21 protein-coding genes are annotated in these 23,448 nt (G+C 62.6%); 20 read left to right on the plus strand and 1 reads right to left on the minus strand.

Features of this window, described 5'->3' with window-relative positions; all coding sequences use genetic code 11:
* Positions 1 to 326: 326 nt before the first annotated feature.
* Complete coding sequence (locus tag NYE40_RS00385; RefSeq protein WP_127464516.1) at positions 327 to 941, minus strand: type II toxin-antitoxin system PemK/MazF family toxin; 615 nt, start codon at positions 939 to 941, stop codon at positions 327 to 329.
* Positions 942 to 1,114: 173 nt separating this feature from the next.
* On the opposite strand from NYE40_RS00385, the gene NYE40_RS00390 reads away from it, so the two are divergent.
* The 20 genes from NYE40_RS00390 to cysK all read left to right on the plus strand — a co-directional run bounded on the left by NYE40_RS00390 (position 1,115) and on the right by cysK (position 23,082).
* Complete coding sequence (locus NYE40_RS00390) at positions 1,115 to 1,483, plus strand: GntR family transcriptional regulator (RefSeq protein WP_028598290.1); 369 nt, start codon at positions 1,115 to 1,117, stop codon at positions 1,481 to 1,483.
* Positions 1,484 to 1,487: 4 nt separating this feature from the next.
* Positions 1,488 to 2,411 (plus strand): ABC transporter ATP-binding protein, encoded by a 924-nt coding sequence (locus NYE40_RS00395; protein WP_240478982.1) that lies wholly within the window; start codon positions 1,488 to 1,490, stop codon positions 2,409 to 2,411.
* A complete protein-coding gene (locus tag NYE40_RS00400) occupies positions 2,408 to 3,115 on the plus strand; it encodes a hypothetical protein (RefSeq protein ID WP_028598292.1) in 708 nt (235 codons plus the stop codon). The genes NYE40_RS00395 and NYE40_RS00400 overlap by 4 nt, the downstream gene beginning before the upstream one ends.
* 164 nt (positions 3,116 to 3,279) lie before the next feature.
* On the plus strand, positions 3,280 to 4,314 hold the full coding sequence (locus NYE40_RS00405; RefSeq protein ID WP_028598293.1) for an NADH:flavin oxidoreductase/NADH oxidase: 1,035 nt from the start codon (positions 3,280 to 3,282) through the stop codon (positions 4,312 to 4,314).
* 125 nt (positions 4,315 to 4,439) lie between these two features.
* A complete protein-coding gene (locus tag NYE40_RS00410; RefSeq protein ID WP_028598294.1) occupies positions 4,440 to 5,168 on the plus strand; it encodes a hypothetical protein in 729 nt (242 codons plus the stop codon).
* Positions 5,152 to 6,078, plus strand: a complete 927-nt coding sequence (locus NYE40_RS00415) for a serine/threonine protein kinase (protein ID WP_028598295.1) — start codon at positions 5,152 to 5,154, stop codon at positions 6,076 to 6,078. Before NYE40_RS00410 ends, NYE40_RS00415 begins: the two co-directional genes overlap by 17 nt.
* A gap of 33 nt (positions 6,079 to 6,111) precedes the next feature.
* Positions 6,112 to 7,638 carry a tRNA lysidine(34) synthetase TilS gene (gene tilS, locus NYE40_RS00420; RefSeq protein WP_052333093.1) on the plus strand — a complete coding sequence of 509 codons (1,527 nt, stop codon included), beginning with the start codon at positions 6,112 to 6,114 and terminating at the stop codon, positions 7,636 to 7,638.
* A 54-nt stretch (positions 7,639 to 7,692) separates the two neighbouring features.
* Positions 7,693 to 8,232, plus strand: coding sequence for a hypoxanthine phosphoribosyltransferase (gene hpt / locus NYE40_RS00425; protein ID WP_028598296.1), 540 nt, complete (start codon positions 7,693 to 7,695; stop codon positions 8,230 to 8,232).
* Positions 8,233 to 8,329: 97 nt separating this feature from the next.
* Positions 8,330 to 10,375: an ATP-dependent zinc metalloprotease FtsH gene (ftsH, locus tag NYE40_RS00430; RefSeq protein ID WP_028598297.1), complete on the plus strand. Its 2,046-nt coding sequence runs from the start codon at positions 8,330 to 8,332 to the stop codon at positions 10,373 to 10,375.
* A gap of 355 nt (positions 10,376 to 10,730) precedes the next feature.
* Complete coding sequence (locus tag NYE40_RS00435; RefSeq protein ID WP_028598298.1) at positions 10,731 to 11,798, plus strand: BMP family ABC transporter substrate-binding protein; 1,068 nt, start codon at positions 10,731 to 10,733, stop codon at positions 11,796 to 11,798.
* Between the two features lie 96 nt (positions 11,799 to 11,894).
* Entirely contained in the window at positions 11,895 to 13,454 is a 1,560-nt protein-coding gene (locus NYE40_RS00440) for an ABC transporter ATP-binding protein (protein WP_028598299.1), read from the plus strand.
* Complete coding sequence (locus NYE40_RS00445) at positions 13,455 to 14,537, plus strand: ABC transporter permease (protein ID WP_052333094.1); 1,083 nt, start codon at positions 13,455 to 13,457, stop codon at positions 14,535 to 14,537.
* The gene (locus tag NYE40_RS00450) at positions 14,538 to 15,494 is read left to right on the plus strand and encodes an ABC transporter permease (protein WP_028598301.1); all 957 of its coding nucleotides are present in this window, start codon (positions 14,538 to 14,540) and stop codon (positions 15,492 to 15,494) included.
* 280 nt (positions 15,495 to 15,774) lie between these two features.
* Positions 15,775 to 16,713, plus strand: coding sequence for a quinolinate synthase NadA (gene nadA / locus NYE40_RS00455; protein WP_028598302.1), 939 nt, complete (start codon positions 15,775 to 15,777; stop codon positions 16,711 to 16,713).
* Between the two features lie 37 nt (positions 16,714 to 16,750).
* Positions 16,751 to 18,376 (plus strand): L-aspartate oxidase, encoded by a 1,626-nt coding sequence (gene nadB / locus NYE40_RS00460; RefSeq protein ID WP_028598303.1) that lies wholly within the window; start codon positions 16,751 to 16,753, stop codon positions 18,374 to 18,376.
* Complete coding sequence (gene nadC, locus NYE40_RS00465) at positions 18,357 to 19,253, plus strand: carboxylating nicotinate-nucleotide diphosphorylase (RefSeq protein ID WP_240478984.1); 897 nt, start codon at positions 18,357 to 18,359, stop codon at positions 19,251 to 19,253. The genes nadB and nadC overlap by 20 nt, the downstream gene beginning before the upstream one ends.
* A gap of 3 nt (positions 19,254 to 19,256) precedes the next feature.
* Positions 19,257 to 20,024, plus strand: a complete 768-nt coding sequence (locus NYE40_RS00470) for a type III pantothenate kinase (protein WP_028598305.1) — start codon at positions 19,257 to 19,259, stop codon at positions 20,022 to 20,024.
* Between the two features lie 81 nt (positions 20,025 to 20,105).
* The gene (gene hslO, locus NYE40_RS00475; RefSeq protein WP_028598306.1) at positions 20,106 to 21,008 is read left to right on the plus strand and encodes an Hsp33 family molecular chaperone HslO; all 903 of its coding nucleotides are present in this window, start codon (positions 20,106 to 20,108) and stop codon (positions 21,006 to 21,008) included.
* Between the two features lie 13 nt (positions 21,009 to 21,021).
* Positions 21,022 to 22,002, plus strand: a complete 981-nt coding sequence (locus NYE40_RS00480; protein WP_052333095.1) for a peptidylprolyl isomerase — start codon at positions 21,022 to 21,024, stop codon at positions 22,000 to 22,002.
* A 138-nt stretch (positions 22,003 to 22,140) separates the two neighbouring features.
* Positions 22,141 to 23,082 carry a cysteine synthase A gene (gene cysK / locus NYE40_RS00485; protein ID WP_028598307.1) on the plus strand — a complete coding sequence of 314 codons (942 nt, stop codon included), beginning with the start codon at positions 22,141 to 22,143 and terminating at the stop codon, positions 23,080 to 23,082.
* The last annotated feature ends 366 nt before the right edge of the window (positions 23,083 to 23,448 follow it).

Genomic DNA, 23,448 nt, shown 5'->3' on the forward strand with positions numbered 1-23,448 from the left:
GAAGAGCGGTTCGTTTTATTGCGTTCAATGAGAGTTTCCTTTGATCCACATGTGCTGAAATGGAGGCAGCTGCATCTTTTAGGTGATGGAAGACAATCTAGAGGAAGGGACTTCCCGATGACTCCATTATCCAACAGGTAAAATTATTAACAGTTAATGAGAACTACTTTTCGGAATTTAGGACGAAGAAGACCGTCCCCTTAGGGGACGGTCTTCTCTTTTAAAGTACGTTTAATCTTTTTAGGACCGCAGTGGACAAAGTCCAAAGGGCATTGTTTAAGGCGCTCCAGACATTATAGCATATATCTTTAGATAAATGCAATAGTTTATTGTGAGTCATTTTCTCGGCTTGCAGCTGCTGTATTAGTTGCCTGCTCCATTAGTTTGATAGCCGACGAATATCTGGGTGTAAACAGTTCCAAAATTTTATTATCGATTAAATCTAAAAATGGTGCGGGCAATTTAAACACTTTATCAGCAGCTCTTCTTGGCTTGTAGATCCGTAGTTTGCTAATCGGTTGTAATTGGTTTGGAATAGCAAAAGCCTCTTTTCCATTAAGATCTTCCAAAACTCCTATATATATTTCATGCTTATGTAAGATACTCCTAGGTTGGCTATTCTCAAGAGATCCGAGAGGCACGACATTTACGACCGGATTTGATTTCTCATTTTCATCCACTACGACTGCATAATGAAGTCCCCCGATTTCCGATCCTGGATTAAACCCAAAATTGACAAAGATGATCTCTCCACGATTATATTTTCGGAGCTTCGATGGTTCAAAACCTGTTTCCCACTTTAGGTACTTGTTTTGAGTTTCCATCCATTCCAAAAATATTTTTCCTCGTTTTAGTCCCATATTTTCAATGGTACGTTCTAAATCAGCGATTCTCTCCTTTAAAATGCTATGCCAATGAGCGTCTTCCTTTAAAATCGTCATCTCTTACCTCCTCTATGCATGTGAATTGAAAATATCATGCAGATCCAAATATTACAAACTAATCTGATTTTGATTTCCTTGTATGAATGTTGCGCCCGCATCCCTTGACATTCTCCCGCATAGGTTATATGGTTAGTTACATGAGTAATTAACCAATGTGGTGGTGAGGCAAGTTGAGCTTTCTCAAGGATGACGGGAGGCCGATCTTTCAGCAGATCGCGGAGAAGATCGAGGACGACATCGTAGACGGATCGCTCCCGGAGGAAGGGCAGGCGCCTTCGACGACGCATTTCGCCCAGTTCTACGGCATCAATCCGGCGACTGCGGCCAAGGGCGTCAATCTTTTGGTGGATCAAGGCATTCTCTACAAGAAGAGAGGGATCGGCATGTTCGTGGCGGAAGGGGCGCGGGAGCGCTTGATGGAAAGACGCAGGGAGCAGTTCTACGAGCAGTACGTCGTGCCGCTGCTGCGCGAGGCGGAGAAGCTCGGCATCGACAGCGGCCGGCTGGCGGCCATCATTCAGGAGAAAGGGAGGGGCTGAGCATATGATGACCGTCAAGGACCGGACGCAGGCCGCCTACGCGCTGGAGGCCGACCGGCTGACCAAGAGCTACGGCGCCCAGAAGGCGCTGGACGGCGTGAGCCTGAAGCTGGAGGCCGGCCTCATCCACGGCCTGCTCGGGCGCAACGGCGCGGGCAAGACGACGCTCATGAGCATCGCGACCGCGCAGCTGTTCGCCACGTCCGGCGAGGTCCGCATCTTCGGGCAGCAGCCGTACGAGAACCGCGAGGCGCTCAGCAAGATCTGCTTCATCAAGGAAAGCCAGAGATACCCGGATATGTTCCATGTCGAGGACGTGCTGGCGACGGCCCGCGCGCTGTATCCGAACTGGGACGAGGCGCTCGCCGGCGAGCTCGTGGAGTCGTTCCGCCTTCCCCGCCGCAAGAAGATCAAAGGCTTCTCGCGCGGCATGCTCTCCTCGGTCGGCATCGTCGTCGGGCTGTCGAGCCGGGCGGAGCTGACGCTGTTCGACGAGCCGTACCTCGGCCTCGACGCCGTCGCGCGCTCGCTGTTCTATGACCGCCTGATCGAGGATTACGCCGAGCATCCGCGCACGGTCGTGCTGTCGACCCATCTGATCGACGAGGTGAGCCGGCTGCTGGAGGCGATCCATGTCATCGACGGCGGCCGGCTGCTCCTGAGCGAGGATGCGGAGTCGCTGCGTTCCCGCGCCTACCGGGTGAGCGGCTCGGCCGCCAAGGTCGACGCCGTCACGGCGGGCCGGAGAGTGCTGCGCCGCGAGACGATCGGCGGCTCGGCTGTCGCCTCGGTGCTGGCCGGCGAGCCGGGCGAGAACGGCATCGGCCGGGCGCGTGAGGCCGGGCTGGAGGCGGAGCCGCTGCCGCTGCAGCAGCTGATTGTCGACCTGACGGCCCATGCGGCCCGCGGCAAGGAGGAATCGGCATGAATCGAGGACTGAAAAGCATCCTTACGATGTATCGGAGAGACAAATTCAACTGGCTGCTGCTGCCTTGGCTCATCCTGCTCTCCAGCTTCACGGTGAATCTGGTCGTCGCCTTCTCCATAAACCGCGGCGGCGGCGAGCAGTCGTTCACGACCGGAGGACTGCTGTCGATCATCATCTACATGTTTATCGTCGGCATGATTTCCGTCTACTGGACCTTCAACTTCGCGCTCAGCCTGTGCATCAGCCGGCGCGACTACTTTACGGGGAGCGGCATCGCCTTTCTCGCGATGTCAGTGTTCCACGGCGCGCTGCTGACGGTCGCGACCTCGATCGAGCAGGCGATCGGCGGCTGGTTCGGCATGCACTTCTTCGTCATTCCCTACACGACGGACGGTCCGTTCTGGCAGACGTTCGCGGTCTATTTCACGGCGCTGCTCTTCGCGGGCTACGGCGGCTTCGTGTCCGGCAGCTTGAGCCGGCGCTACGGCAAGCGGGGCAACTTCCTCTTGTACGGCGGCGCGTTCATCCTCGGCGGCGCGTTCACCACGATCGCCTCGCTGCGCGGCTGGTGGGTTCCGATCTTCGACTGGATCTCCGGCCTCCAGATCAGCCTGCAGGGAGTCTGCCTGCTGCTGCTCGCGCTGGCCGTCCTGTTCGCGACGCTGTCCTGGCTCATGCTGCGCCGCTCGTCGGCGAGAGCCTGACCTCCCTTTGCCGCTTCCTTCGGGGAGCGGTTTTTCTTTTCTCCACCGGGTTCGCTAAGCATAAGCGAGCCCGGTTTTTCTTTTCCCTACCGGGTTCGCTTATAATAGAGGAAAAGAAACGACGAGGAGCCCGCAGGCTCCCGCCGGAAGGAGCGCGAAAGAGCATGGCCAAGCTGTCGGAACCGTTCCGCCTGAAAGGGCTGGAGCTGAAAAACCGGATCGTCATGGCGCCGATGTGCCAATATTCCGTCGAGGAGCAGGACGGCACGCCGAACGACTGGCATTTCGTCCATTATGTCTCGCGCGCGGTCGGCGGCACCGGCCTCATCATCATGGAAATGACCAACGTCGAGCCGGACGGCCGCATCACCAGCCGCTGCCTCGGCCTGTGGGACGACGCGCAGATTCCGGCCTATGCCCGGATCGTGCGGGAATGCCAGCGCTACGGCGCGCGCGTCGGCGTGCAGATCGCCCATGCCGGGCGCAAGGCGACCGACGCCGAGCAGCCGGTCAGCAGCTCGCCGATCCCGGTCGAGCCGACCGGCTGGAAGACGCCGCGCGAGCTGACGACCGCGGAGGTGCGCGGTCAGGTCGGCCTGTTCCGCGAGGCGGCCCGGCGCGCGGTCGAGGCCGGATTCGACACGATCGAGCTGCACGGAGCGCACGGCTACCTCATCCATCAGTTCCATTCGCCGTCGCTGAACCGCCGCACGGACGAGTACGGCCAGGACAAGCTCCGCTTCGGATGCGAGGTGATCGCGGCTGTGCGCGAGGTCATGCCGGCGGACATGCCGCTCATCCTGCGCTTCTCGGCGACCGAATACATCGAAGGCGGCTACGAGCTCGACTACGGCCTGGAAATCGCCCGCCGCTACAAGGAAGCCGGCGCCGACATCCTGCATGTGTCGAGCGGCGGCGAGGCGCCGCCAAACGGCAAGCGCCAGCCCGGCAACTATCCGGGCTACCAGGTGCCGATGGCCCGCGCCGTGCGCGAGGCGGCCGGCATCCCGGTCATCGCGGTCGGCATGCTGGACGAGCCGGAGCTCGCGCAATCGGTCGTGCAAAGCGGCGACGCCGATCTTGCCGGAATCGGGCGCGCGCTGCTGCGGAATCCGTACTGGGCGGTCGACGCGCTTCTCAGGACCGAGGGGCTGCGCACCGAGCAGCCGGCCTACAAGCGCGGCTACCCGCTGAAGTAGCGCCCGGCCGGACGGCCGCCCCGGGCGCTCCCGCTGGCCCCGATCCGCCGCGCCGCAGGTCTAGATCTCTCCCGATGGGGCAACACTGAATGATAGAGTTCAATCTATCAGCGGGAGGGATTGCGATGAAGCAGATTCTGCTCATTACGGACGGCTGCTCGAACGTCGGCTTGAATCCGGTCGTGGCGTCGGCGGAAGCCTTTGCGGAAGGAATAACGGTGAACGTGGTCGGCGTGCTCGACGGAGGCGACCTCGGCGAGTACGGGGCCAAGGAGATCCAGGAGATCGCCCATGCGGGCGGCGGCATGAGCCGCATGGTCAGCACGCGGCAGCTGTCGCAGACGGTGCAGATGATGACGCGCAAGACGGTCGTGCAGACGATCCAGCAGGCGGTGCAGAAGGAGCTCAAGTCGGTGCTCGGCGGCACCGGCGCGCTCGAGGACCTGCCGCCGGAGCGGCGCGGGGAAGTCGTGCGCGTCATCGACGAGCTCGGCGAGACGAGCCGGCTGCGCGTCGCCCTGCTGATCGACGCCAGCGCCAGCATGAAGCCCAAAATCGCCGCCGTCGAGGAAGCGATCCGCGACCTCATGCTGAGCCTGCAGTCGCGTCAGGGCGAAAGCGAGCTGGCGGTATTCCATTTCCCGGGCGACCGGCACGGCGACGACGCGGCGCTCGACCGCGAGTGGACGAGCGACCTGAGCGGCGTGCAGGCGCTGTTTCCCAAGCTGCAGATGCGGGGCACGACGCCGACGGGACCGGCGCTTCGCCAGGTGATCCAGTACTATCGCGACAGCGCCGGCGACCGGCGAAGGGGCGGCGAGGAGGACGAGATGAGGAGTGGCTACGTCGGCTAAGCTTGATCTGGACCGGGGCATGGTCATTACGGGCAAGTGGCGCCGCCGCCGGTACCGCGTCGAGCGGATGCTCGGAGAAGGCGCCAACGGCAAGGTGTACCTGGTCCAGCAAGAGGGCCGGCTGCTCGCGCTCAAGGTCGGGATGGACACGGCGGACCTGCAGTCGGAGATCAACGTGCTCAAGGCGCTGGAGAAGCAGCAGCCGCGCGGCGGCGGGGCGAGCCCGTACCTGCTGGACGTGGACGACCTGAAGCTCGTCTCCGGCAAGGAGTACCCGTTCTACGTCATGCGCTACGTGCGCGGGGCCAAGCTGCCGGCTTTTCTGGCCGCGAGCGGCGACGAATGGTTCCCGCTGGCCGGATACAATCTGCTGCTGCGGCTCGCCGAGCTTCATGCCTCCGGCTGGGCATTCGGCGATCTCAAGATCGACAACGTGCTCGCGGCCGAGTACGGGCGCGTCGAGCTGATCGATTACGGCGGCGTGACCGCCTTCGGCAAGGGCATCCGCCAGTTCACCGAGATCTACGATCGCGGCTATTGGAACGCCGGCACCCGCGCTTCGGATGCCGGATACGACCTGTTCTCGTTCGCGGTGCTGTGCGTGCAGCTGTTCGCCGAAAAGGAGCTGCATCGGGCCGCCTCCGGCACGCTCCCGCAAAACCGCAGCGCGGGCGACGTGCTGAAGCTCGCCCAGGACGCGCCGCAGCTGCGGCCGTTCTCCGGCTGGCTGGCGCGCGCGCTCGCGGGCGGCTTCGCCGACGCGGCGGAGGCGTCCCATGCCTGGAAAGCCGTCATGCACCGCGTCTCCCGTCCCGCGAAGCCGGTGCCTTGGTGGACCAAAGCGCTGTTTCTTGCCGCCGCCGCAGGGCTGGCGGCTTCGGCGTTCTGGCTGGGCGGCGGGCTCGGCTAGAGCGAGAGGATTCGACGACAAGGAGGAAGCGTCATGGCATCAACCGATTCCGGCCAGCCGGACCGTACGCGCCTGGAGCCGCTGAGGCCGCCGGCAAGCGCCGGCGATCCGGACCGCGTGCATCGGGAGCTGCTGCGGATGGGCGCGGACGAGCGGCTCTGGGAGCCGGGCGACACGGTGCTCGTCGCCGTGAGCGGCGGGCCCGACTCGATGGCGCTGCTGCATGCGCTGCATGCCGCGGCGCCGCAGCTCGGCGTGTCCGTGGCCGCGGCGCATGCCGATCACGGGTTCCGCCCGCAAGCCTCCGCGCGCGAGGCCGAGACGGTGCGCGGCTTCTGCGCCCGGCTCGGCGTGCCCTGCGAGACGGCCGAGCTGGACGTGCCCGCGCATCTGGCAGAGCATGGAGGCAACAAGCAGGCGGAGGCCCGGAGGCTGCGCTACCGCTTCCTGCTGGAGGCCGCCGAGCGGGCGGGGGCGACGCGCATCGCGCTCGCCCATCATGCGGACGATCAGGCGGAGACGGTGCTCATGCGGCTGCTGCGCGGCAGCTCGTCGGCAGGGCTGTCCGGCATTCCGCTGCGGCGGCAGGAAGGAAAGGCGGAACTGATCCGCCCCCTGCTGCGTATACATAAGCCGGACCTGCTGGCCTACTGCGAGCGGCATGGCGTTCCGTACGAGGAGGACGCCAGCAATCGCTCGGCCGACTACACGCGCAATGCGATTCGGCTGGAGGCGATGCCCTATCTGGAGACGTTCAACGGACGGCTCGCCGAATCGCTCTGCCGGACGGCCGAATCGGCGTCGGCCGAGTCGGACTACCTCGATGCCAGGACCAAGGAGGTTTTCGCCTCGAGCGTCGTGTCCGAAAGAGGCGGTTTGACGATGTCCGGCGCGGCTTTTGCGGCCCTCCACGTCGCTTTACAAAGAAGATTGATTAAACTAATATTAGATTATCTTGCTCTGGAAATGGCGCCCTCCAGCTTTGACGAAGTGGAGCGGATCCGTGTCGGCGCGCTGTCCGGCACGCCTGCGAGCTGGCGGGTCGACCTGTCGAGAGGACTGCGGTTCCGACGGGAATACGGCCGGCTTGCCTGGACCCGCCGCGCGGACGAGGAGCCGCTGCCCTACGCGGTCGAGATCCCGGAGCCGGATGGCGTCTGGACGATCGCGGAGGCGGGGCTGGAGATCCGGTTCAGCGCCCATCGCCACACGAGGGACGGTACGGCGCGCTTCGCGGCTTCGGACGCGGACGCGCGGACCGCTTTTTTTGATTGGGACAAGCTGGAGCTCCCGCTGCTTCTCCGTCCTCGGCGCAGCGGCGACCGGATGCGTCCGCTGGGACTAAACGGCACCAAAAAGGTGCAAGATATGTTCGTTGACGGGAAGCTGCCTCCTTCCAGGAGGCCCTTCCTTCCGCTGCTGTGCGACGGCGGCGGACGCATCCTTTGGATTCCGGGCCTCCGCCGCTCGAGCCATGCGCTCGCGGACGAGGGCACGCGGCTGATGCTGCGCGCCGAGGTTCGGCCGGCCGGCGGGTCGAGTGAGCCCGCCGGCGAATAACCGGACTTATTCCGCTCATAAGAATAGGATTAGACGATTCGGGAGGAACCATCATTGCATAATGACATTCAAGAAATTCTGCACAGCGAAGAGGAGATCCGCGACAAGGTCAAGGAGCTCGGAGAGATTCTGACCCGGGACTTCGAGGGCCGCAATCCGCTCGTCATCTGCGTCCTCAAGGGCGCGTTTATTTTCATGGCCGATCTGGTTAAAGAAATACGCGTGCCGCTGGAAATGGACTTCATGGCCGTCTCCAGCTACGGAGCCTCCACCAAATCCTCCGGCGTCGTCAAGATCATCAAGGATCTCGACGTCTCCGTCGAAGGCCGGGACGTGCTCATCGTCGAGGACATCATCGACAGCGGCCTGACGCTCAGCTATCTGATCGACGTGCTGGAGCGCCGCAACGCGAAGTCGGTGACGGTCGTCACGCTGTTCGACAAGCCGTCCGGACGCTCGGTCGACCTCAACGCCGACTATACCGGATTCACCCTTCCTCATGCTTTTGTCGTAGGCTATGGACTGGACTATGCCGAGTACTACCGCAACCTACCGTACATCGGCATCCTCAAGCCGGAAGTCTACCGCAAATAAGCTAGAGTCCGCGAGGCTCTGAGCCCGCTTGGGTTCTGTTGAGATCGCCGGAGCGGCTATGGTAAAATATTTGAAGCGTCTTGAGAGGAGGTAGGGGATGAATCGAATCATCCGGAACACTGGATTTTACCTGCTTATTTTCCTGGTAACCGTCGGAATTGTGCAGTTCATCAGCGGTCAGGACGATAACACCGAAAAGATCTTCTACAGCGAATTCCGCCAGGAGCTCCAGGCGGACAACATCAGCAAGCTGACCGTGCAATTCGACAGTTACACGTATCTGGTGACCGGTGAATACAGAAAAGCGCCAGCGGGGGCTGAAAGCGAATCACTGAAGTTCTACACCTACACGAGTGCCGAGGAGTTCGCGGCCAAAGAGATCGACGACGCCGCGAAGCAGAACGGATTCGACTACGATTACAAGCCGATGAAAGGTCAAAGCATCTGGCTCACGTTCCTGACCTCCATCATTCCGTTCGTGATCATCTTCATCCTGTTCTTCTTCCTGATCAATCAGGCTCAAGGCGGCGGCGGGAAAGTCATGAACTTCGGCAAGAGCAAGGCTCGTTTGTATAATGAAGAGAAAAAGCGCGTGACGTTCGAGGACGTCGCCGGCGCCGACGAGGAGAAGCAGGAGCTCGTCGAGGTCGTCGAGTTCCTCAAGGATCCGCGCAAGTTCGCCGCCGTAGGCGCCCGCATTCCGAAGGGCGTCCTGCTGAACGGACCTCCGGGCACAGGCAAGACGCTGCTTGCCCGCGCGGTCGCCGGCGAAGCAGGCGTGCCGTTCTTCAGCATCTCGGGCTCCGACTTCGTCGAGATGTTCGTCGGCGTCGGCGCTTCCCGTGTCCGCGACCTGTTCGAGAACGCCAAGAAAAACGCGCCGTGCATCATCTTCATCGATGAGATCGACGCCGTCGGACGCCAGCGCGGCGCCGGCCTTGGCGGCGGCCACGACGAGCGCGAGCAGACGCTCAACCAGCTGCTCGTCGAGATGGACGGCTTCGGCGCCAACGAGGGCATCATCATCGTCGCCGCGACGAACCGTCCCGACATCCTCGATCCGGCGCTGCTCCGTCCGGGCCGCTTCGACCGCCAGATCACGGTCGACCGTCCCGACGTCAAGGGCCGCGAGGCCGTGCTCAAGGTGCATGCCCGCAACAAGCCGCTCAACAAGGACGTCAAGCTCGACGTCGTCGCCAAGCGGACGACCGGCTTCACCGGCGCCGATCTGGAGAACCTGCTCAACGAGGCCGCGCTGCTCGCGGCGCGCCGCAACAAGAAGGACATCGCCATGATCGAGATCGACGAGGCGGTCGACCGCGTCATCGTCGGCACAGAGAAGAAAAGCCGCGTCATCAGCGACCGCGAGAAGCGGATCGTCGCTTACCATGAGGCCGGCCATACGATCATCGGCTACTTCCTCGAGAACGCCGACATGGTGCATAAAGTGACGATCATCCCGCGCGGACGCGCCGGCGGCTACGTCATCATGCTGCCGAAGGAAGACCGCATGCTGATCACCAAGCAAGAGATGCTCGACAAGATTACCGGCCTGCTCGGCGGCCGCGTCGCCGAGGAGCTGTTCATCGGCGAGATCGGCACCGGCGCCTACAGCGACTTCAAGCAGGCGACGAGCATCGTGCGCAGCATGGTCATGGAATACGGCATGAGCGACAAGCTCGGCCCGATGCAGTTCGGCAGCTCGCAGGGACAGGTGTTCCTCGGCCGCGACATCGGCCACGAGCAGAACTACTCCGACAAGATCGCCTATGAGATCGACCAGGAGATGCAGACGTTCATCAACGAATGCTACGAGCGGGCCAAAAACCTGCTCACCGAGCGGAGCAAGGAAGTCCACCTCATCGCACAGACGCTGCTGCAGCAGGAGACGCTCGATCTCGAGCAGATCCGCAACCTGCTGGAGACCGGATCGGTCGAAGGCAACGGCGTAGGCGGCGAGGGCGGCGAAGGCTCCGAGCCAGGCGGCGAGCCGACGATCGACTCCATCGGCGGCGTCAAGGTCCGCATTCAAGGCCGCGAGCCGGGCGATGCCCCAGGCGGCGAAGGCATCCGCGAAGGCTCCGATGCCGCGCCTGCCGATTCGGACGCCGGCGGCGAGCCGGGCCCGACAGACAAGGCGTGACAATCGAACTATTCGGCGCAGCCCCCATGCACATTTGTGCATGGGGGCTGTTGCTTCTGTTCAAGGCGTTCGGGTATAATAAGCGAGGGTCAGGGAATAATGAGATCAACTTGATGGAAGCCAAACCATGCATTGCGCACAAATATGTAACGTTGATGTTAGATATTTATGCTCGAATATGCATGATCATCCGAATTGCTGTCATAAACCGACATTATATTCGGAATTTTATTTTGTAATGGCTTTCATTATGTCAGGATTAGTTACATTTTCTCGTTGACTCTTGATGAATATAGGCTATACTATCTATATCCAACCAATAACCTATGGTGAAGAACAGGGGAGAAAGACAAAGATGAAATGGACAAGCAAACCGTTCCATGTACTCAGCGTTTCCGCTCTGGCACTGATGCTCGTCGTTAGCGGCTGCGGCTCGAAGAGCAACAACTCCGAGACAAACAATGGCGGCGCGGCAGCGAACACCGAAAATGCAGGCGCAGGCAGCGATGCCGGCAAGGACTTCAAGATCGGCATGGTTACCGACGGCGGCGGCGTGAACGACAAATCGTTCAACCAATCCGCATGGGAAGGCCTGCAGCAGCTCGAAAAGGACACCGGCGCCGAGATCAAGTATCTGGAGAGCAAGGGCGAGAGCGATTTCGAACCGAACCTGAACCAGATGGTCAAAGCGGGCTATAACCTGACGTGGGGCATCGGCTTCATGATGAACAAAGCGATCACGACGGTCGCGACGCAAAACCCGGAAGCAAAGCTGGCGAGCATCGACAGCGAAGTGAGCGCTCCTAACGTCGAGTCCGTCATGTTCGCTGAGAACGAAGGCTCCTTCCTCGTCGGCGTCGTCGCAGGCCTGACGACCAAGACGAACAAAGTCGGCTTCGTCGGCGGCGTAGAAGGCGATCTGATCAAGAAGTTCGAAGCGGGCTTCGTGGCAGGCGTCGCAGCCGTCAACCCGGATGCCAAAGTAACGGTCCAATACGTCGGCGACTTCACCAAGCCTGACCTTGGCAAAGCATCCGCTGCGACGCTCTACAACGACGGCAACGACATCATCTACCATGCTGCAGGCGGCAGCGGCAACGGCGTCTTCACGGAAGCCAAAGACCGCGTCTCCAAAGGCGAAAAAGTATGGGTCATCGGCGTCGACAAAGACCAATCGATCGAGTTCGGCAACGACATCACGCTGACGTCGATGGTCAAGCGCGTCGACCAAGCGGTGCAAATCGTATCCCAGGAACTGATCGACGGCAACTTCAAAGGCGGCACGACACGTACGCTGACGCTGAAGGACGGCGCTGTCGGCCTGCCGGAGAACAACCCGAACGTATCCGAAGACATCATGGCTAAAGTCAAGGAATACGAGACGAAAATCGTGAACGGAGAAATCACCGTTCCTGCGAAATAAGACACGCTTCAAATGGAATCAGACAAGGCCAGCCCCAGAGCCGGCCTTGTTCTTTTTCGCGTAAAGGGCTTGAGGGCAAGGAAAGGAGAGAGAGGCATGGGACAGCAGCCTATCGTGGCAGAGTTGAAAGGGATTACAAAGCGGTTCCCGGGCATCGTCGCGAATGACAACATCAGCCTCCAGCTGCGCAAAGGGGAAATCCATGCGCTGCTCGGCGAGAACGGAGCGGGCAAGTCGACGCTGATGAATATCCTGTTCGGCCTGTACCAGCCGGACGAGGGCCATATCGAGATCGACGGCAAGCCGGTCGTCATTGACGGCGCCGGCAAGGCCATCGAGCTGCGCATCGGGATGGTCCATCAGCACTTCAAGCTGGTCAAGCCGTTCACGGTCGCGGAGAACATCATCCTCGGCAACGAGCCGACCAAGGGCATCAAGGTCGACATCAAGGGCGCGGGCGAACGCGTGCGTCAGCTGTCGGACCAGTACGGCCTGAAGGTCGATCCGCACGTACGCATCGAGGACATCACCGTCGGCATGCAGCAGCGCGTCGAGATTCTCAAGACGCTGTACCGGGGCGCCGACATCCTGATCTTCGACGAGCCGACGGCGGTGCTGACCGTGCAGGAGATCGAGGAACTGATCGAGATTCTGCGCGCCCTCGCTCGCGAGGGCAAGTCAATCATCCTTATTACCCATAAGCTCAAGGAGATCATGGCGATCGCCGACACCTGCACGGTCATTCGCCGCGGCAAGGTCGTCGGCTCGGTCGCGGTCAAGGACTCGAGCGAGCGCCAGCTGGCCGAAATGATGGTCGGACGCTCGGTCAACTTCCAAGTGAACAAGGAGAAGTCCAAGCCGGGCAAGGCGATTCTCGAGGTGAACGGCCTTACGGTCCAAGGCGAGCACGGCAAGGCAGTCGTCGACAACGTCAGCTTCCAGATCCGCGCCGGCGAGATCTATGGCATCGCAGGCGTCGACGGCAACGGCCAGACGCAGCTTGTCGAAGCGATCACCGGCATGCGCCAGGCAAGCGGCGGCTCGGTACGCGTCCACGGGCAGGAGCTGCTCGGCTCGTCGGTGCGCCAGGTGACCGAGGCAGGCGTCTCGCATATCCCGGAGGATCGCCACAAGCATGGCCTCGTGCTCGATTTCTCCGTGAGCGAGAACATGGTCCTGGGCAATTATTACCGGGCTCCCTACACGCGCAGCGGCATTTTGAACTACAAGGCGATGGACGAAAACGCGACGAAGCTCGCGGCTGAATTCGACGTGCGCATGTCGAGCATCCATACGGAGGCGCGGTCGCTGTCCGGAGGCAATCAGCAGAAGGCGATCATCGCCCGCGAGCTGACGCGCGATCCGGAGCTGATCATCGCCGTGCAGCCGACCCGCGGCCTTGATGTCGGCGCGATCGAGTTCGTGCACAAGCAGCTGATCGAAGCCCGCAACGCCGGCAAGGCGGTGCTGCTCGTCTCGTTCGAGCTCGAGGAGCTGTACGGCCTCTCCGACCGTCTCGCCGTCATCTACGAGGGCCGCATCATGGGCCAGATGGATGCCGACGAGAAGAACGAAGAGCAGATCGGCCTCATGATGGCGGGCAACGCCCTCGGCAGCGCCGCGTCCGATACCGCCCTTAGACAGGGGGAAAGCTAAGTGCAAGCGTTCAACAAGATCTTCACCAAGCAGGAGACCTATGTGCCGTTCGTCGCGATCGTGCTCGGCCTGCTCGTCGGCGCCATCGTCATGTGGCTCGGCGGCTACAACCCATGGGAAGCGTACGGAGCGATGCTCAACAAGATCTTCGGCTCGAAGTACGATTTCGGCGAAGCGATCCGCCAGGTCACGCCGCTCATCTTCACCGGTCTCGCGGTCGCCTTCGCGTTCCGTGCCGGCCTGTTCAACATCGGCGCCGAGGGCCAGTTCATCACCGGCATGACGGCCGCCACGTGGATCGGCATCAACCTCGACCTGCCGTGGTTCATCCACATGCCGCTCGCCGTCATCGTCGGCGGCATCGCCGGCGCGCTCTGGGCCGGCATCGCCGGCTGGCTGAAGGCTTCGCGCGGCGTCAACGAGGTCATCTCGACGATCATGCTCAACTGGATCGCCTACTACCTCGCCAACTACATGGTGCGCGTCGTCATGGTCGAGTCGGGACAGAACCGCTCCAAGGACATCCAGGAGACGGCCTCGGCCTCGATGGACTGGCTCGTCAGCATCCTCGACAACGCCCGCGTCCATTGGGGCACGCTGGTCGCGGTGCTGTGCGCGTTCGTCTTCTACTATATCCTGTGGCGCACCCGCCAAGGCTATGAGCTGCGCGCCTCCGGCTTCAATCCGGACGCGGCCCACTATGCCGGCATCAACGTCAAGGGCAGCATCGTCAAGGCGATGATGATCTCCGGCGCGCTCGCCGGCCTGGGCGGCGCGTTCGAATCGCTCGGCGTGTTCAAGTCGATGGCGGTCATGAACGCCTTGCCAGGCTACGGCTTCGACGGCATCGCCGTCTCGCTGCTCGGCGGCAACAATCCGTTCGGAATCATCTTTGGCGGCTTGCTGTTCGGCTTCCTCAGCTACGGCTCCACCGGCATGAGCTTCGAGGCCGACGTGCCGAACGAGATCATCCGCATCGTCATCGGGGCGGTCATCTTCTTCGTCGCCAGCCACGGCATCGTCAAATGGTTCCTCAAGCCGTTCTTCCGCAAACGGCGCGAAGAAAGGAAGGAGGCGGCCTAGATGGATACAATCGGTCTTCTGCTCAATACGACGCTGGTCTTCTCGACCGCTCTCATTCTGGTCGCGCTCGGCGGCATCTTCTCGGAGCGCTCGGGCGTCGTCAACATCGGCCTCGAGGGCCTCATGATCATCGGCGCCTTCAGCTCCGCCGTCTTCACCTATTACGGCCATGAGTGGGGCCTCGGCGGCGCGTCGGCCTGGTTCGGCGTGCTGATGTCGATCGTGCTCGGAGCGGCGTTCTCGCTGCTGCATGCGGTCGCGACGATCACGTTCAAGGCCAATCAGGTCATCATCGGCGTCGTCATCAACATCCTGGCGCTCGGCCTGACGGTCTACCTCGTCAAGAGCTTGTTCAATGGCTCGGGCCAGACGGAGAACCTGTCCGGCATCGCGTTCACCAAGTACAACGTGCCGTTCCTGTCGGACATCCCGCTGATCGGCGACGCGCTGTTCAAGGCGTACCCGACGACGTACCTGTGCTACCTGCTCGTCTTCGTCAGCTGGTACGCGCTTTACCGCACGCGCTTCGGCCTGCGCCTGCGCTCGGTCGGCGAGCATCCGGGCGCGGCCGACACGGTCGGCATCAGCGTCACCAAGTACCGCTACATCGGCGTCCTGCTGAGCGGCGCGCTCTCCGGCCTCGGCGGCGCGACGATCTCGCTGACGACGACGTACGACTTCTCGCACACGACGATCAGCGGCCAAGGCTTCATCGCGATTGCGGCGGTCATCTTCGGCCGCTGGCATCCGATCGGCGCGGCCGCAGCGGCGCTGTTCTTCGGGTTCACGCAAGCGCTCCGCTTCCAGGCGGGCCTGTTCGACTGGTCGAAGTCGATTCCGAACGAGTTCCTGTACATGCTGCCGTACGTGCTGACTTTGCTCGTGCTGGCGATCGCCGCAGGCAAGAGCCGGGCTCCGGCCGCAGTCGGCGAGCCTTACGATCCCAGCAAGCGCTGATTTTCCCCAGCTTCCCGCACTTGCGGGGAGCTTTTTTCTTTCCGTTTCAATTTCCTGGGAAATGGTCTTGAAATCGCTTGAACCGTCGGTTGACAGTGTACCCGGCGAAGTGTAAATTAGGTGTACTGATTCGTCACTTCTTTGTAACATGTGAATCATTTCACTTGCTTGAAACGGCTTCCGTTCCCTATTGAGACGGGGACGAATGCCGCATACTATACGGGTCGGCTCGGCGTGACAATCGGCTGGCGACTCGATGGACCGAAGGAGAGGAAGCGCCGTGGAAGCACTGGCTCTGGAACGCAAGGCAGAGCAAAACCGGGAATTGCGGGAGAGGCTGCTGCAGCTCAAGAAGGAGCGCAACGCGATCATTCTCGCCCACTATTACCAGCGGGACGAAATTCAGGAAGTGGCCGATTTCCGGGGGGATTCCTTTTTGCTCGCCCAAAAGGCCGCTGAGACGGATGCGGACACGATCGTATTCTGCGGCGTGCACTTCATGGGGGAGAGCGCCAAGATTCTCGCTCCGAACAAGACGGTCATCATTCCCGACGAGCGCGCCGGCTGCCCGATGGCCGACATGGTCAACGTCGACGGGCTCCGCAAACTGAAGGCCCAGCATCCGAACGCCAAGGTCGTCACGTACATCAACTCCTCGGCCGAAATCAAGGCGGAGACCGACATCTGCTGCACGTCGGCGAACGCCGTCAAGGTCGTCAACTCGGTCGAAGGCGACGAGATCATCTGGGTGCCGGACAAAAACCTCGGCCACTACGTCCAGCAGAAGACGGACAAAAAGATGATCATCTGGGAAGGCTACTGCAATACGCATGACATGCTGACTGTCAAGGACGTCGAGGAGATGAAGGCCAAATATCCGAACGCGGAGTTTGTCGTCCATCCCGAATGCCGTCCGGAAGTCGTCGCGCTCGGAGATTTTGTCGGCAGCACGACTGCGATCATCAAATACTGCAAGGAATCGCCGAACAAGGAATTCATCGTCGGCACCGAGGACGGCACCGGCTACCAGCTTCGCCTGGACAGCCCGGACAAGACGTTCCATTTCGCCACGAAGTATCTCGTCTGCCCGAACATGAAGGTCAACAACCTGAAGAAGCTCGTGCGCTGCCTGGAGAACATGTCTCCGCAGATCTACGTGCCGCCGCAGGTTGCCGACAAAGCCCGTCTGTCCCTGGAGCGCATGCTGCTGGTCAAGTAGCCATGCGCTACTCCCATGTTCGGAGGAGAACCGACCTATGATTCCTAGATATCTGGTGGAGCTCGACCTGGACGCCCTGCCTGTCGTCGAGAAGGACGTCATCGTCATCGGGGCCGGCATCGCCGGCCTTTTCACCGCCCTGCGGGCGAGCGAGCGCGGCTCGGTGCTCATGATCACCAAAAAATCGCTCCTCGACAGCAATACCCGCTACGCCCAGGGCGGCATCGCGGCCGTCATCTCCGACGAGGACAAGCCGGAGTTCCATCTTCAGGATACGCTCGTCGCCGGAGCCGGGCTATGCGACGAGGACGCCGTCGGGGTGCTCGTCCATGAAGGGCCGAAAGGCATCCGCACGCTCATCAACATGGGCACGCAGTTCGACCGCGAGAACGGCGAGTTCGCCCTGACCAAGGAAGGCGCGCACAGCCAGCGCCGCATCCTGCACGCCAACGGCGACGCGACCGGCTACGAGATCGTGCGCGCGCTGTCCGAGCGCGCGCTGGCGAACGAGGACATCGAGGTATGGGACGACCATTTCGCGATCGACCTCATCACGCGGGACGGCGAATGCTGCGGCGCGCTCGTGCAGAAGCCGGACGGAAGCCGGGTGTTCGTGCGCGGCAAGGCGACGATCCTTTGCACCGGCGGCACCGGGCAGATGTACCGCTATACGACCAATCCCGAGGTGGCGACCGGCGACGGCGTGGCGATGGCCTACCGGGCCGGCGCCTACATCCGGGACATGGAGTTCATCCAGTTCCACCCGACGACGCTCTGTTATCCGGGCGCGCCGCGCTTCCTCATCTCCGAGGCGGTGCGCGGCGAGGGAGCGGTGCTGCGCAACATCCACGGAGAGCGCTTCATGGAGCGGTACCACCCGCAGCTGGAGCTCGCGCCGCGCGACGTCGTCGCCAACGCGATCGTCAGCGAGCTGGAGCAGACCGGCGCGACATTTGTCTATCTCGACGTCACGCATGAATCCGAGGAGATGGTGCGCCATCGCTTCCCGACGATCTACGAGACCTGCCTGCAGTACGGGCTCGACCTGACGACGGACTGGATCCCGGTCGCTCCGGCCGCGCATTATACGATGGGCGGCGTACGCACCGATCTGAACGGGGAAACGAACATCCGCCGCCTGTTCGCCTGCGGCGAGGTGTCTTCGACCGGCGTGCACGGCGCGAACCGGCTGGCCAGCAACTCGCTGTCCGAGGCGATCGTGTTCGGCCGCCGCATCATCCACCGCATCCACGAGCTGCCTCCGCTGGAGGGCGAGGTTCGCGTGCGCGAGGAGCGCGCGGGCCATGACGCCGTGTCGCGGCAGGCCGTCGTCGAGAAGCGGCTCAAGCTGCAGAAGGTGATGGTCCGCTACATCGGCCTGCGCCGCAGCGCGGACAGTCTCGCCAAAGGACTGGGCGAGCTGAAGCGGCAGCTGCCGTTTTTCACGACGGAGATGACGAAGCGCGAAGATTTCGAGTTTGCCAATCTGCTGACGAACGCCTTGCTGACGGCGGAATCCGCCGCGGCGCGCGAGGAAAGCCGCGGCGCGCACTACCGCGTGGACTTCCCGCAGCGGGACGACGGGCGTTGGCGCAAGCATACGGTGCTGCATCGAGTGCAGGGCCAGACGGAGGAGAAGATCGATGATGCAGCGATCCGCTGAGCACGGACTCGGCTTGGAAGGATACGATACGGGACTGCGCGAGAGCATCCGCGCCTGGCTGGCCGAGGACATCGGCACCGGCGACATCACGACGCGCTCGACGATTCCGGCGGACAGCGTGATGAAGGCTGTCATCCACGTCAAGGAAGACGGCATCGTCGCCGGACTGCCGGTCGCGCAGGCGGTGTTCGGCGTCGTCGATCCGGAGCTCGTCTTCACCGCGCTCGTACGCGACGGCGATGCCGTAGCCAAGGGCACGGTCATCGCCGAGGTCTCGGGCCGCACGCACAGCATCCTGACGGGTGAGCGCCTGGCGCTCAACCTGATGCAGCGGCTGTCCGGCATCGCGACGAAGACGAGGCAGTTCATCGATGCGCTCGGCGGCCTTCCGACGCGCCTCGTCGACACGCGCAAGACGACGCCGGGCCATCGCCGCCTGGAGAAGTACGCGGTGCGCGTCGGGGGCGGCTCGAACCACCGGTTCGGCCTGTACGACGCCGTCATGATCAAGGACAACCATATCAAGGGAGCCGGAGGCATCGAGGCGGCCGTGGCGGCCGCGCGGGCGGCGATTCCCCATACGATGAAGATCGAGGTCGAGACCGAATCGCTGGGCGAGGTCGGCCAGGCGCTCGACAGCGGAGCGGACATCATCATGCTCGACAATATGGAGCCGGAGCTCATGCGCGAGGCGGTCGCCCTTATTCGCGGCCGCGCCCCTCATGTCATCGTCGAGGCGTCCGGCGGGGTCTCGCTGGAGACGGTGCGAGGCATCGCGGAGACGGGCGTGGACGTCATTTCCGTCGGCGGGCTCACCTACTCGTTCCGCTCGCTCGACATCAGCCTCGACCTCGGCGGCAAAAAAGGGAGGGCGTAAGCGGTGATCGTCGTCATTGACGTAGGCAACACGAACATCGTGCTCGGCATCTATCGCGGCAGCGAACTGCTCCATCACTGGCGGATGAGCACGAACCGCTCGGCGACGAGCGACGAATACGGAATGATGGTGTACAACCTGTTCCACTATGCGGGCATCTCGCTGGACGAGATCCGCGGCGTCGTCGTCTCGTCGGTCGTGCCGCCGCTCATGCGGACGCTCGAGCAGCTGTCCACGACCTATCTCAAGCATGCGCCGCTCGTCATCGGCCCCGGCATCAAGACCGGGCTGAACATCCGCTACGAGAATCCGCGCGAGGTCGGCGCCGACCGCATCGTCAATTCCGTCGCCGGCATAGAGAAGTACGGCGCCCCGCTCATCGTCGTCGACTTCGGTACGGCGACGACGTTCGACTACATCGACGAGAGCGGAGCGTACCTTGGCGGAGCGATCGTCCCCGGCATCGGCATCTCGACCGAGGCGCTGTACCAAAAGGCGGCGAAGCTGCCGCGCATCGAGCTCGTCAAGCCGCGCAGCGTCATCGGCCGCAATCCGGTCACCTCGATGCAGGCGGGCATCATTTTCGGCTATGCGGGCCAGGTCGACGGCATCGTGCGGCGCATCCGCAAGGAGTTCGACAACCATCCCCGCGTCGTCGCAACCGGCGGGCTCGCCGATCTGATCGCCGCGGAGTCGGAGACGATCGAGCGGGTCGACCATTTGCTGACGCTCGAGGGGCTGCGCCTCATCTACGAGCGCAATCAGGACTGACTTCATCCATCGACGCCCCTGTCCGGCTTGGACGGGGCGCCGATTCATTTTACCGGGACGAATCCGGACAGGAGGGATCGCATGAGCGACACGACGAAGGACTATCTGGTGCGCGGGACGGCGTGGGGCGGCAAGATCCGCGTCTTCGCCGCGCGCACGACGGAGCTTACGCGCGAGCTGCAGCGCCGCCACGGCACGCTTCCGACCGCATCGGCCGCGCTCGGCCGCACGGCGGCCATCGGCGCGATGATGGGCATCATGCTCAAAGGCGAGGAGAAGCTGACGCTGCAGGTCAAGGGCGACGGACCGATCGGCGCGATCGTCGTCGACGCCAACGCCCGCGGCGAAGTTCGCGGCTACGTCGACAACCCGCAGGCGCATCTGCCTCCGAACGCGCAGGGCAAGCTGGATGTCGCCGGCGTCGTCGGCACGACCGGCTATGTGCATGTGACCAAGGATCTCGGGCTCAAGGAGCCGTACCGCGGCAGCGTGCCGATCATCTCGGGGGAGCTCGGCGAGGATTTCACCTATTACTTCGCCTCCTCGGAGCAGACGCCCTCGGCGGTCGGCGTCGGCGTGCTCGTGGACGTGGACGGCAGCGTGCTGCATGCCGGCGGCTTCATCATCCAGCTGCTGCCGGGCCTCAGCGACGCGGAGATCACCCGTCTCGAGCATGCGCTCGGCCATCTGCCGCATGTGACGGCGCTGCTGGACCAGGGCGAGACGCCGGAAGAGATTTTGCGCTGGGTCGTCGGCGACGAGCTGACGGTGCATGAGACGCTGCCGGTCGGCTTTGCCTGCCCGTGCAGCGAGGAGCGCGTGGAGCAGACGCTCGTCAGCCTCGGCGAGGCCGAGCTGCGCCAGCTGATCGAGGAGGACGGCGAGGCGGAGGTTCAGTGTCATTTCTGCAATGAAGCGTATGTGTTCGATCGCACCAAGCTGGAGAGGCTGCTGCAGGAAGCGACTTCGGAAAGCGGGAAATAGAGGGAAGCGGAGCATGGGCAGAGACAAGGCGTTGAAAACGATCATCGGCCTTCAGGCGGCCTGCATGATCGTGCTGGCCGCGTTCGTGCTGGCGGGGCAGCTGCGCGGCGAGCCGGTCCTCGTGCCTGTCGGAGCGCAGGTCGGGGAGAACGGAGAGGACGGAGGCGACGGTACGGCCGCTGTCGTCGGCAGCGATGTGATCGCGGAGTCGGAGCTGGCGGCGCGGCTGCGCGATCAGTACGGGGAGAGCGTGCTGCAGACGATGATGATCCGCTCCGCGCTCGATCAGGAGAGCGCCAAGGCCGGCCTGGCCGTGACGGAAGCCGAGATCGAGGCGGAGCTGCAGGCGCAGATGGAAGGCTACGGCGACGAAGAGGGCTTCTACCGCGAGATGGAGAGCCAGTTCGGCCTGGACCGGGACGAGGTATATGAGGAAGCGATGTACCGCCTCCTGATGGAAAAGTGGATGACCCAAGGCATCGTCGTCAGCGACGCGCAGGTCGATGCGTATCTGCAGGAGCATGAAGCGGAGCTGCGGCCGGCTCCGCGCGCCCATCTGCGCTGGATCGTCAGCGCTTCCCGCGCGGAAGCCGAGGCGCTGCTCGGCCGGCTGGAGGCCGGCGAGGATTTCGCCGAGCTGGCCCGCCGGCACTCGCTCGACGAAGCGACGGCGGAGCTCGGCGGCGATCTCGGCGTCGTCGAGGAAGGCGACCCGTTCCTCGATCCGGGCGCGGCGGCCGCGGCGGCGGAGCTGGCGGAGGGCGAGCTCGGCGGGCCGGCGGAGGTAGAGGGCGGATTCGCCCTCGTGCAGCTGCTGGAGCGCGAGTCGCCGCCGGCGCTGGACGAGCAGGTGCTGCGCTCCAAGGTGCGGCGCCTCATCGCTCTCGACGAGGCGGGCTCGCTGAAGGAAGGCGAGCAGCGGCTGCTGCGTCAATACGGCGCTCGGACGGGCGCCGACGCCTCCCCGCAGCCGGCCCCATCGGCCAGCGGATAGCGGTTTTGCGTTAGACTTTGACATTGGCCAAAGGTCTCTTCATCGCAGGCTTGACAAGGGCCGAAAGGCCTTGTTAAGATAGAAACAGCTAATAACCTACTATTTTAGTCGGAATATAGATGAGGAGGCAGTTGGACGATGGCCAGAATTGTGCAGAATGTGACCGAACTGATCGGAGATACTCCGCTTGTCCGCTTGAACCGCTTGGTGCCGGAAGGCAGCGCGGAAGTATATGTGAAGCTTGAGTATCAGAATCCGGGATCCAGCGTCAAGGACCGCATCGCAATCAGCATGATCAACGTCGCCGAGGAGCAAGGCCTGATCAAGCCGGGCGTCTCGACGATCGTCGAGCCGACGAGCGGCAACACGGGCATCGGCCTGGCCATGGTCGCAGCGGCCAAGGGCTATCGTGCCGTCCTCGTCATGCCGGAGACGATGAGCCTTGAGCGGCGCAACCTGCTGCGCGCCTATGGCGCGGAGCTCGTGCTGACGCCGGGAGCCGAGGGCATGAACGGCGCGGTCAAGAAGGCCGAGCAGCTCGCGGCCGAGAACGAAGACTACTTCCTGCCGCAGCAGTTCAAAAACCCGGCGAACGTCAAAATTCACCGCGAGACGACAGGACCTGAGATCGTGGAAGCGATCAACTCGCTGGACGGCAAGCTCGATGCGTTCGTCGCCGGCATCGGCACGGGCGGCACGATCAGCGGCACCGGCGAAGTGCTCCGCCAGAGCTTCCCGGACATCAAGATCGTCGCGGTCGAGCCTTCGGCATCTCCGCTGCTGTCGGGCGGCAAGCCGGGCGGCCACAAGATCCAGGGCATCGGCGCCAACTTCATCCCGGATATCCTGAACCGCGACATCTACGACGAAGTCATCACCGTCGAAAATGAAGAAGCGTTCGACTACGCTCGCCGCGCCGCCAAGGAAGAGGGCCTGCTCGTCGGCATCAGCTCCGGCGCCGCCATCTCCGCCGCGCTGCAGGTCGCAGCCAAGCTCGGACCGGGCAAGCGCGTCATCGCGGTCGTTCCTTCCAACGGCGAGCGCTACCTGAGCACCGCGCTGTTCAACTTCGAGAACTAATCCTTCATTTCCGGCCGCCGGCCTTTCCTTCGGGAGGGGACCGGCGGTTTTTTCATTGAAAAGAAGACGTCCTGCAGACAAGCCATTTCGCTGCGCAAGCCGAGCCTTTCTCCGATCCTTCTGGAAGCCAGCCCATAGGCAATAGTTGAAACCGAAGAGCGAAGCGGACGGGGGCTCGTGGAGAAGCGGCAGCGGTTCCCTTGGAGGCCGGATTCCTTCCTTTCTGGGAGAATACATTCACAGGAATCTGGGCTCCAGGGAGATCGGAACGAGTTCCCGTCCGCGAAGCGGGAATCGGTTGTGTTCTACTCTTGATTTTGCACCGACGACACGATACGATCAGGCGATAGACAGAGAGCGAGCACG

It is taken from the genome of Paenibacillus sp. FSL W8-1187, assembly GCF_037965485.1.
Lineage (GTDB): Bacteria > Bacillota > Bacilli > Paenibacillales > Paenibacillaceae > Paenibacillus_O > Paenibacillus_O pasadenensis.